The 10420-nt window shown below is 71.1% G+C and carries 11 protein-coding genes; 5 read left to right on the top strand and 6 right to left on the bottom strand.

Features of this window, described 5'->3' with window-relative positions; translation table 11 throughout:
- Positions 1-247: 247 nt before the first annotated feature.
- Positions 248-817 carry a DUF6434 domain-containing protein gene (locus ACIA6C_RS19070; protein WP_399277268.1) on the bottom strand — a complete coding sequence of 190 codons (570 nt, stop codon included), beginning with the start codon at positions 815-817 and terminating at the stop codon, positions 248-250.
- A gap of 187 nt (positions 818-1004) precedes the next feature.
- Positions 1005-1391, bottom strand: coding sequence for a VOC family protein (locus ACIA6C_RS19065; RefSeq protein WP_399277326.1), 387 nt, complete (start codon positions 1389-1391; stop codon positions 1005-1007).
- A gap of 255 nt (positions 1392-1646) precedes the next feature.
- Between ACIA6C_RS19065 and ACIA6C_RS19060 the strand changes: the two genes are divergently transcribed.
- Positions 1647-2822 (top strand): UDP-N-acetylglucosamine--N-acetylmuramyl-(pentapeptide) pyrophosphoryl-undecaprenol N-acetylglucosamine transferase, encoded by a 1176-nt coding sequence (locus tag ACIA6C_RS19060; RefSeq protein ID WP_399277266.1) that lies wholly within the window; start codon positions 1647-1649, stop codon positions 2820-2822.
- A gap of 100 nt (positions 2823-2922) precedes the next feature.
- Here the strand turns inward: ACIA6C_RS19060 and ACIA6C_RS19055 are convergent, their stop codons facing one another.
- The gene (locus ACIA6C_RS19055) at positions 2923-3759 is read right to left on the bottom strand and encodes an ABC transporter permease (protein ID WP_399277264.1); all 837 of its coding nucleotides are present in this window, start codon (positions 3757-3759) and stop codon (positions 2923-2925) included.
- Complete coding sequence (locus ACIA6C_RS19050; protein WP_399277262.1) at positions 3756-4676, bottom strand: ATP-binding cassette domain-containing protein; 921 nt, start codon at positions 4674-4676, stop codon at positions 3756-3758. Before ACIA6C_RS19050 ends, ACIA6C_RS19055 begins: the two co-directional genes overlap by 4 nt.
- 209 nt (positions 4677-4885) lie before the next feature.
- On the opposite strand from ACIA6C_RS19050, the gene ACIA6C_RS19045 reads away from it, so the two are divergent.
- Together ACIA6C_RS19045 and ACIA6C_RS19040 are read left to right on the top strand one after the other, a co-directional pair.
- A complete protein-coding gene (locus tag ACIA6C_RS19045; protein WP_399277260.1) occupies positions 4886-6097 on the top strand; it encodes a sensor histidine kinase in 1212 nt (403 codons plus the stop codon).
- Complete coding sequence (locus tag ACIA6C_RS19040) at positions 6094-6756, top strand: response regulator (RefSeq protein ID WP_399277258.1); 663 nt, start codon at positions 6094-6096, stop codon at positions 6754-6756. Before ACIA6C_RS19045 ends, ACIA6C_RS19040 begins: the two co-directional genes overlap by 4 nt.
- Positions 6757-6770: 14 nt before the next feature.
- On the opposite strand, the gene ACIA6C_RS19035 is transcribed toward ACIA6C_RS19040, so the two are convergent.
- Positions 6771-7814, bottom strand: a complete 1044-nt coding sequence (locus ACIA6C_RS19035; protein WP_399277256.1) for a saccharopine dehydrogenase family protein — start codon at positions 7812-7814, stop codon at positions 6771-6773.
- A 144-nt stretch (positions 7815-7958) separates the two neighbouring features.
- Here ACIA6C_RS19035 and ACIA6C_RS19030 point away from each other — a divergent pair, with 144 nt between their 5' ends.
- Positions 7959-8936: a helix-turn-helix domain-containing protein gene (locus ACIA6C_RS19030; RefSeq protein WP_399277254.1), complete on the top strand. Its 978-nt coding sequence runs from the start codon at positions 7959-7961 to the stop codon at positions 8934-8936.
- Positions 8937-9208: 272 nt separating this feature from the next.
- Complete coding sequence (locus ACIA6C_RS19025; protein ID WP_399277252.1) at positions 9209-9553, top strand: HopJ type III effector protein; 345 nt, start codon at positions 9209-9211, stop codon at positions 9551-9553.
- A gap of 46 nt (positions 9554-9599) precedes the next feature.
- Here ACIA6C_RS19025 and ACIA6C_RS19020 read toward each other — a convergent pair whose 3' ends face one another.
- On the bottom strand, positions 9600-10412 hold the full coding sequence (locus ACIA6C_RS19020) for an alpha/beta fold hydrolase (RefSeq protein ID WP_399277250.1): 813 nt from the start codon (positions 10410-10412) through the stop codon (positions 9600-9602).
- Between the last annotated feature and the right edge of the window lie 8 nt (positions 10413-10420).

Below are 10420 nucleotides of genomic sequence, written 5' to 3'. Positions count from 1 at the left end.
ACCCGCCGCCCACGCCCTCACATCACCAAATACCCCACCCACAACCAGACCAACGACCGTCCTGGCAATCAGTCACGCCAAACGCCGTTGCAGTACTAGGTGTCTTGCTCGTCCCAGTAACAGCGCATCCATGTGGTCACCGGACAATGATGACGGTGACCTCTCAGACGAGTTGGCCTTCCCGGAAGGAATCGCGCGGCGGATCCGCTGCCCAGGTACTCGCCGCCCGGGCACAACCATGGACCGGTCACCCCGCGGCCGGGCCACGGGGCCGGTCGCGGTGAGTGCGCCAGGCGGCGAGCGCTTCGGCACGGCTGCCGGCCGGAGGCTCGGCGTGCCAGTCACGCAGAAAGCAGTTGAGCTCGAACTGCGAGCCGATCTCTCGGAGCCGGGCGGCGGCCTGGCGCGTGGCGTGCCGGTGGGCGATGGCATCGGCCAGGGTGCGCCCTGCGCCTTCGGCTATGAACGTCCGCATGTAGGCGTCGAAGTGGAAGCCCGGGCCGATCTCGCGGCGGAAGTACTCGCGCAGCACCTGACTGCACCGCTGGCCCTCGGGAATCACGGTCAACCCGTTCACCGGCGCGGCGAGCTGGCGGCCGGCGCTGCGCGTCCGGGGCGGCGCGGCCGGCGGGGCGACGCCGTCCAACGCGGCCCGTAGCCGCTCCGTAAGAGCCGCCTTCCCCCCGCCCCGCGGCACCCCGAGTTCGCGGGCAAACACGCTTAGCTCGGCCAGCGTCCAGTACCAACGGGACAACTCGTCCCCGCTCAACGCCGCACTCAGCTCCGGCCGCGTCTCAGCCCCCATATTCGAACTCATGTGCCCATAATAGGGGGATGGTACGCCCGGCGTTCGGCGCGACGACCCGTCGGCCGGACCGTGCGGTGCGGTGCGGCGGAAAGCGGACCCGCTGGACCCCCTCGGCGAAGGCGGGCCGGTCACTTTCCCCGGCGGCGGCCGGGGGCCTGTATCGGCTTCCGCCCCGCCTGACCGGGCGTTGTGCTGGTCACCGGGTCTGCTTCTGGTGGACGCCGATCACGTAGCCGTCGGGGTCGGTGAAGCAGAAGAGCCTGTCGCCGTGGTGTTCCATCACGTCCTTCTGGATGGTGACCACCGGGGGGATGCGCTCCACGTAGGCGTCGAAGTCGTCCACCGCCAGGTAGAACATGCCGAACGCACCGATGGGAGGGTCCTTCAGAACGGGCAGCCAGCTGCGCAGGTGCGCATCGCGGTAGACCATCAGCGCGAATTCGCCGTCGAAGAGCAGGATGCGCAGGTCATCGTCCGGGTCGTTGCCGGCCGGCAGGGCGGTGAAGCCCAGCTTCTCGTAGAAGTCGACGGACGCCTGCGTGTCGGACACACCCAGGCACGGGGCGATCGCCGGAGGCTTCATCAAGATCACTCCTTGAACGGGGAACGCGGACACATGAAGGCGGAGCTCCTCGCGGGGCCCGCCCCCGGACCCGAGAAGTCCTGGCGGAAGCATGTCCTCCGCATAGGACACCTGGCGTCCTGTTCCGTGTGAGCCGCGCGGAACGATGCGCGGGCCGCTCCCCCAAGCTCCTCACCACCGCCTGAACGGCCTACGTGATCAACGCTCGGCGTCCTCGCCGGTGGAGCGCACCCATGTGCCAGTAAGGTGCGTGGAATGAATACTTCCTCCACGCTCCCACGTTCGTTCCGGCTGCTCGTGACGGGTGGGGGGACCGGCGGTCACACCTACCCGGCCCTGACGGCGATCCGTACCCTGCAAGGCCGCCTCGCAGATGCGGGCGGCACGCTGGACGTCCTGTGGATCGGGACGGCGGACGGTCTCGAAGCGCGTGTCGCCCCGGCGGAGGGGATCGCGTTCAAGACGGTGGCCACGGGGAAGATCCGCCGCTCGTCAAATCCGCTCAAGATGCTGTCGGCCGCGAACGTGAAGGACATGGCGCGGGTACCGCTCGGCGTGGCTCAGGCCCGGTCGATCGTGTCGGACTTCCGGCCGGACGTGGTCCTGGCAACGGGCGGGTACGTCGCGGTCCCGGCCGGGCTGGCCGCTCGGCTGTGCCGCGTTCCGCTGGTCCTGCACGAGCAGACGGTCCGGCTCGGTCTGGCCAATCGGAAGCTCGCGAGTTCGGCGACGCGGATCGCGGTGTCCTCGGAGTCCTCGCTGCCGCTGCTGCCCGCCGAGGTGCGCGAGCGTGCGGTCGTCACCGGGAACCCGGTACGGCCGGAAGTGCTGGGCGGCCACGGGGACAAGGCCGTCGAGGCGCTGAGTCTGTACGGGTTCGACCGGCGTCTGCCGACCGTCTACGTCACCGGCGGGGCGCAGGGCGCCCAGCAGATCAACGGTGTGGTCGGTGAAGTGCTGCCCTGGCTGCTGGCGCATGCGAACGTGATCCACCAGTGCGGTCCGGCGAACGTGGACGGGCTACGGGCGGCTGCCGCCGGGCTGGATCCGGTGCTCGCAGGCCGCTACCACCTGACCGGGTTCGTCGGGCCGGAACTACCGGACGTACTGGCGCTGGCCGACGTCGTGGTGTCCCGGAGCGGGGCCGGGACCCTGGCCGAGCTGACCGCGCTCGGCAAGCCGGCCGTGTTCGTCCCGCTCGCCACGTCGGCCGGGAACGAGCAGGCACACAACGCCCGGCACCTGGCCGGTGCCGGGGCGGCGCTGGCTCTCCTCGGCGAGGTCACCGGCCAGGCCCTGCAGAGCGCGGTGGGCCCGCTCCTGACCGACCCCGCGCTTCGGGCCGGGATGGCGGAGCGGGCACGGATGCACGGGCGACCGGACGCGGCGGACAGGCTCGTGGACGTGGTGCTGGCAGCCGCATCCGGCTGATCGGCCGCAGCACCTCCATGTGAGGTGCTGCGCCCGGCCAGGTCCCCGGGTCCGCCCGGCCCCGGCCTCGAACATGCCGGCGGCGCACCGCTCGGAGCGTTCACACGTCGCGGTGCCGTACGACCACCACGGCGAGAGCGATGGCGAGCAGCGGCCAGAGGGCGAACACGATCCAGCAGCCGGGCAGCGTGGCGCTGTAGCCCAGGGACGCGGGATCCGGCTCCCAGGTGTGGACGAGGCGGGTCCAGGCGGCCGAGACCATCGTGTGTTTGATGTCGGCGGACCATCGGTTGCTCTCGGAGAACATGGTGGGCAGCATCAGCAGGGTGAAGGCGCTGGTGAGCAGGGTGGCGGCGGCATGGCGGAGCAGGACGGCGAGGCCCAGGCCGGTCAGGGCGCACACCGGAGCCAGCAGCGCGGACGCCACCAGCGGGCGGAGCACATCGGGGTGGGTGATCGGGACGGCGGCGCCGTGCCCGTGCAGGACGGCCTGGGAGACGAGGAAGGACCCGGTCGCGGCGGCCGTGCCGACCGCGGTCCACAGCGAGGCGGTGACGACCGCCTTGGCCAGCACGATCGCCCCGCGGTCCGGGACGGCCGCGAAGGTGGTACGGATCAGGCCGCTGCCGTACTCGCTGACGACGTTGAGGGCGCCCATGCTCCCGGCGACGAGTATCAGCGTCATGTACCCCGGCGAGGAGAAGGAGTCGTAGGCCAGGAAACTGGTGGGTTCGGAACCGGCTGCCTTGTCGGAGAGCGTGGCCACGGCGGCTGACCCGATGACGAACAAGGTGATGAAGGCCAGGACCCAAGGGGTGGAGCGCAGCGACCGCGTCTTGATCCACTCGGAGGCGACCAGATCGCGGAACCGGGCGGGCGGCTCGGCGAGGGAAGCGGCCGAGGTGGTCGTCGCGGGGGCGGAGGCGAGTGCGGTCATCGGGGCTGTCCTGCCTGGTATTCGACGCTGTCGGCGGTGAGGTGCATGAAGGCCTCTTCCAATGAGGCCGCGCGGGTGGTGAGTTCGTCGAGGAGGATTCCTCTCTCGAAGGCGAGCGCGGCTATCCGCTCCGAAGGCAGTCCGGTCACGGCGAGCTTCTCGGTTCCCGCCGGCCCCTCGGGCTCGACCGACGCCCCCGCGGCGCTCAGCACCGCCGTCAGCTCGGCGGGCCGCCGCGTACCCACCACCACCCGGAGGCTGGTACTGCGGGCCGCGAACTCCCGTACGGACTCGGCTGCGATGAGCCGGCCGCGTCCGATGACGACGAGCTGATCCGCTGTGTTCTCCATCTCCGACATCAGGTGGCTGGAGAGGAAGACCGTACGGCCCTCGGCCGCCAGGCGCCGGAAGAGGCGGCGCATCCAGAGCACCCCTTCCGGGTCCATGCCGTTGACCGGCTCGTCGAACATCAGCACCGGCGGATCGCCGAGCAGCGCGGCGGCCACCCCGAGTCGCTGTTTCATGCCGAGCGAGAACCCGCCGATGCGGCGGCCCGCCACCTCGGCCAGGCCTGCCTCGTGCAGCACCTGTGCCACCCGGCGCGGGGAGATCCCGTTGCTGCGCGCCAGCGCCGACAGGTGGGCCGTCGCGGTGCGTCCGCCGTGGACCTGGCCGGCGTCGAGGAGGGCCCCGACGTGCCGCAGTCCGCGGGAGTGGCTGCGGAAGGGGACCCCGCTGACGGTGGCGGTGCCGCCGGTGGGCGCCTCCAGGCCGAGGACCACCCTCAGCGTGGTGGACTTGCCCGCCCCGTTGGGGCCGAGGAAGCCGGTGACCTGCCCGGTTCGCACGGTGAAGGACAGCTGGTCGACGGCGGTCTTGCCGCCGTAGCGCTTGGTGAGTTCATGCACTTCGATCATGTGGACCACACTGCGGGGAGGGGCCCCGTCCGGTCATGGGGCCGTGGGCGGCAATCGCGGGGCCGGGTTGGTCCATGGGCGTAAGCCCCCGGGCGGACGCCGCGGGGCCGGCGGCTGGATAGTGTCGCCGGATGGATGCGACACCGACCACCCCGTCGCCCGTGCGCCCTCGCACGGCGCGGCCCTCCTCCCGGGAGGCTGCACCCTCGATGACGAGAACGAACCTGACGGCCTGGGCAGGGGGTCTCCTCTACGTGCTCGCGCTGGGTCTGCTCATGGGCGGCGCGCCGAGGGCATCGGGCACGGTGCACGGTTTCGTGGCATTGCTGGGGGCGAGCCTGCTCCTCGGCGTCGTGCGGCGCGCGCCGATCCTGGCCCTGGCCCTGGTGCTCCTCGGATCCACCGCCGTGGTGGCGGGTCCCCCGAGCTCCGCCCCCGTGGACCTGTCCGCCTCGTATCAGGGACAGTTCCTGCCGTTCCTTGCGGTGGACCTCGTCCTGGGCTTCATCGTCGCCGGCCGCGCACGTCGGGCCTCGATCGTCGCCGTGTCCGCCTCCCTCTTCGTCCAACTCCTCCTCGTCGGGGGCTTCGCGCACGGGGACGGTCTGACCGCCAACCTCGTGATCGCCGTCCTGGCGGTGGCCGCGGCCTGCACGGCCGGTCTGCTGGTCCGCGAGCGCCGCGAGCACGCGGTGGCCCTTCGCGACCAGGAGGTGTCCGAGGCAGTGGTGGCCGAACGGCTGCGGATCGCGCGGGAGTTGCACGACATGGTCGCGCACAGCATCGGCATCATCGCCATCCAGGCCGGGGTGGGCGGGAGGGTCATCCGGACCCAGCCCGACGAGGCCCAGGAGGCGCTGCGAGCCATCGAAGCCACCAGCAGGGATACTCTGGCCGGCCTCCGGCGGACCCTGATGGCACTCCGTCAGTCCGACCCGGACGCCGAGGTGTCGGGGCGGGCGCCGCTCGCGCCCTCACCCGATCTCGCGGACCTCGACCGGCTTGCGGCAGCGACGGCGGACGCCGGCGTCAGCGTCGATGTGCACCGCAGTGGGGAACAGCGGCCGCTGCCGGCCGACATCGAGCTGTCCGCCTACCGTATCGTCCAGGAGGCGCTGACCAACGTGGTCCGCCATGCGGGCACCGGGCGCTGCCGGGTGGCCATCGACTACGGGGATCGGGAACTGTCAGTGGAGATCGTCGACGACGGACGCGGGGCCACCGAGCACGGCCCGGCCCACGGCTTCGGCATCGTGGGCATGCGCGAACGGGTCGCCCTGCTGCACGGCCGGCTCACCACCGGGCCGCGCCCCGAGGGCGGTTTTCGGGTGGCGGCCAGGCTGCCGCTGCCCGTACCCGCCACAGTTCCCGTGGAGGCCAGGGGGCCCGTGGAGGCCCGGGGACCGGTGGAGGCCCGATGACCATCAGGATCGTGCTCGCCGACGACCAGCCACTGGTGCGGTCCGGTATGCGCGTGCTCATGGCCGACCACCCCGACCTGGAAGTCGTCGGCGAGGCCGCCAACGGCTCCGAGGCGGTCCGCCTCGTGGCCGAACTCGCCCCCGACGTCGTGGTGATGGACATCCGGATGCCCGGGATGGACGGGATCGAGGCCACCCGCCTGATCACCGCCGGTCCGGCGACCGCCCGCATCCTCGTCCTGACCACCTTCGACGAGGACGACCACGTCTACGGAGCGCTGCGCGCCGGAGCGAGCGGCTTCGTGGTCAAGGACATGGCGCTCGACGACATCCTCGCGGCGGTACGCGTGGTGGCCTCCGGCGACGCACTGATCGCGCCGGGTGTGACGCGGCGGCTGATCGCCGACTTCGCCGCACGGCCCATGGCCGTCCCGGTGCGCTCGCCGCGGACGATCGAGGGCATCACCGAGCGGGAACGCGAAGTGCTGGCCCTCGTCGGGCGCGGCCGGTCGAACACCGAGATCGCGCAGGACCTCTTCATCACTGTGGCCACCGCCAAATCCCACGTGTCGCGACTGCTCACCAAACTCGGTGCCCGGGACCGGGTTCAGCTCGTGATCACCGCCTACGAGAGCGGGCTCGTCACGCTGCCCGGCTGAGCGATCGGGTGGGGTCAGGCGATCCGCTTCGGCGGGTTCAGGTCGAGTGTGATGTGCGGGGCGAGGGCGTGCAGGAAGTCCGGGGCGTCGAAGATCTCGCCGGCGGGGGCGACGCCGAGCGTCTTGGTGCGGCCGGTCAGTACGCGTTCGAGGGCCTCTGCGACCAGGGGCGCGGTGACAGCGTAGATGTCCTGGCCGCCGGCGGTGGCCCGGCGTTCGGCTCCGCCCGAGCGCACGACGGCATCGACGAGGAAGGTCTGGTCCGAGCGCCCGCTCTGGTCTGCGGCGGTCGGGGCGGGCGTGTGGGGGGCGGCGACGTCACGGACCGCCTCGGTGGTCATGTAGGTGGTCACATCGGGGATGGCCAGGTGCTGGGGCACGGTGATGACGTCCGCCATCGTGAACTCCCCGATGACCTGGCGGGGTCCCACGGGATCGGGAAAGGCCCACTCCAGGGTGGGCGCCTGATCGGTGCGGCGCTCCCACTGTCCGCCGCTGTAACGCAGGCGGTGCTTACCGCGCCGCTCGCGGGAGACCGCGCTGGAGAGCCGGGTCCCTGCGGTGGGGTGCCAGCTGCTGAGGGCGTAGGCGATGTGGGCCTCGTCGGCTCCGGTCCAGTCGCCCATCGCCGCGGTGACCAGCAGGTCGCCGAGACCGCCGAAGAAGGCCATCGCCGGAACGATCAGCGCTCCCGCGTCCCGGGCCCGCTCGCGATAGTGGGCGAAGGTATCGAGATTCGCTTCGAGCTCGGCGGCCACATCCAGGTACGGGATCCCCGCGCGCAGCGCGGCCTCGATGACGGGGCCGGTGGTCGAGGCGAAGGGGCCGGCGCAGTTGATGACGGCCGCCGTTCCCGCCAGGGCCCCATCAAGAGAAAGCGGGTCCTCGACCGACGCTACCCGGGCCTCCAGCCCGTGCTCGTGGGCCAGCTCCTCCAAAGCCTGCGCGTTGCGCCCCGACGGCACCGGGACGAACCCACGTGCGATCAGCTCCGCGACCACGAACCGCCCCGTGTGACCGTACGCGCCGAACACCGCTACCAACTGACCTGACTTCATGACACTTTCCCCCGTGCTCTCGAACGCCCGTTGTGATGTCGCTCCGCTGCGATGTCGAACCGCTGCGGCCTGACACCCACATCCTGTCTTCGAGGCAGCACCCGCACGAGCGTCGGAAACGACATGCCGCGTACAGTTTCGGACATGCCCACTGTCGCGCTGGCCGTCACCGACGGCATGCTCCACTACGAACTGTCCGTGGCGATCGAGGTCTTCGGCGCCGACCTGACCCACATCGTGGACCCTTGGTATGACTTCTCCCTCTGCGGGAACGGGCCGGTGCGCGTCGACCGCTTCCACCTCGAACCCGACCACGGACTCGACCATCTCGCACGAGCGGACACCGTGATCGTCCCCGGCTGGGCCGACACGGATCGCGAACCGCCCTGCGAACTGGTCGAGGCGGTGCGCGCCGCTCACGCGGCCGGTGCCCGCGTGGCCTCACTGTGCACGGGCGCCTTCGTCCTGGGCGCGGCAGGACTGCTCGACGGAAGACGCGCCACCACGCACTGGTCACACACGCAGGAACTGGCGCGGCGCCACCCGGCCGCCACCGTCGATCCGGACGTCCTCTACGTCGACGACGGCGACGTCCTCACCTCCGCGGGCAAGGCCGCCGCCATGGACCTGTGCCTGCACCTGGTCCGCCTCGACCACGGCTCGGCCAACGCCAACAAGATCGCCCGGCGTCTGGTCATCCCACCGCACCGCGACGGCGGCCAGGCGCAGTTCATCTCCACTCCCCTCCCGACCCCGGGCAACCACCCCCTGAGTGAACTCTTCCCCTGGGCGTTGGAGCGGCTGGACCAACCGCTCACCGTGGAGGACCTGGCCCGCCAGGCCCGCATGAGCTCACGCCACCTCGGCCGGCACTTCAAACACCTCACCGGCACCACGCCGCTGCAATGGCTCCACACCCAGCGCATCCGCCATGCCCAGGAACTGCTGGAGACCACCAACGCCACCATCGACACCATCGCCGAGGCCACCGGCATGGGCACCTCCACCACCCTGCGCCGGCACTTCCACCGCAGCGTCGGGGTCCCGCCCGACACCTACCGCCGCACTTTCCGCTCCCACACCCACCCCGGCCCGGGCCCGGGACCGGACGACGGCAGGTGACGCCGCCCGGCCGGGGACGACGGGAGCGCCGAGCCGCTACGGCGGCCCCGACGTCCTCGGCCCGGCCGCCTCCGTCGTGGCCGCGAGGAACAGTCACCGGTCCGGCGCGTGCCCGCGTCGCCGGCCTGGTCTGGCGGGGCCCGACGGCGTGACCTGCGGAGATGCCGCCGTTCCGACATGTGGAGCGATTCCTGCCGGCTGGCCGTGAGGGGGGTATCGTCGTCCGGTCACGGACGACAATCGGATCGTCTGTCCAAACCAGGGGAATCGACATGACTGATGTGAACTCGCTGCGGGAAAGTCTTGCGTCCGGCAAACACGAGTTCGCCGACACCTTGGCCTTCGTCGCCGCGCATTACGACTACCGGCCGCAGGCCTTCCGCAACGGGGACCTGGAAAATGCGGCAGGTGAGAACGAGGGTTCCTGCAAGACGCTGGGATTGGCCCTGCTGGAAGGGTTGAGTGACGAGGAGGCGCTGCTGGCCTTCGGTGAGCACTATCGCAGCGTGCTGGCGACGCCTGACGACGCTGATCACAGCAACATTCGCAACCTCATGGCCCATGGCCTGGCCGGGGTGAGCTTCGCGGGGCAGCCGCTGGCCCGCAAGAGCCGCTGACGCTGTCCGCCGGGCAACTGTCGCGGCCGGTGCCGCGCGCTGCTCGTCAGGTCAGGCCCGGGCCCTGCCCGCCGGGGGCCGCCGTAGCGCGCCGGACGGGGAAGATGGTCGGGCTCGGGTCCATGGTGAGGAAGTCGAGGATGAGCCGGTTGACGGCTTCGGGTTTCTCCACCGGAAGGGCGTGCGAGGCTCCCGGGACGACGGCCAGTTGGGAGTCCGGGACGGCGCGGTAGAGGGCGATCGTGTGCTCGAGCGTCACCAGGTCGTCGTCGCCGACGACGACCAGGGTGGGCGCGCTGATACGAGCGAGGTCATCGGTGGAGATGTCGGGCTGGGTGCGGATCATCTCCATCACCTTGCCCACCACGACCGGCCAGTGGGCGGCTCCGTCGGGTGAGGCTGCCTCGTACAGCTCGCGGAACAGCGCCATGTCGGGAGCGTCGGCCGACATGTGGTCCAGCATGCGCGGGTCCGCGATGCTCTGCGGGCCGGGGAGGAAGTTGGCTCCTATGGCCACGACCTTCCGGACCAGGTCGGGACGGGCGATGGCGACGAGCAGGGCGACGATTGCGCCGTCGCTCCAGCCCACGAGGTGGGCGGAGCCGCCGACGGTCGTTTCGAGGAAGGAGATGGTGTCGTCGGCCATGTCCCGATATGAAAGGGGCCCCTCGACGTCGGGCGTGTGCCCGTGTGCGCGGCGCTCCGGCAGGTACACGCGGTACTGCGCCGCCAGATCGGCGCGCTGACCGCCCCAGGTCTCGTTCGTGCACAGGCCGCCGTGGAGCAGGAGCAGGGGTTCGCCGTCGCCTTCCACCTCGTACCACGTCTGCACGCCTGGCAGCGAGACGTATGCGCCCATGACAGAGG

Source organism: Streptomyces sp. NPDC051578, from assembly GCF_044454045.1.
Classification (GTDB): domain Bacteria; phylum Actinomycetota; class Actinomycetes; order Streptomycetales; family Streptomycetaceae; genus Streptomyces.
The sequence above is the reverse complement of the archived record's forward strand: the minus strand, read 5'-3'. Positions and strand labels throughout refer to the sequence as shown.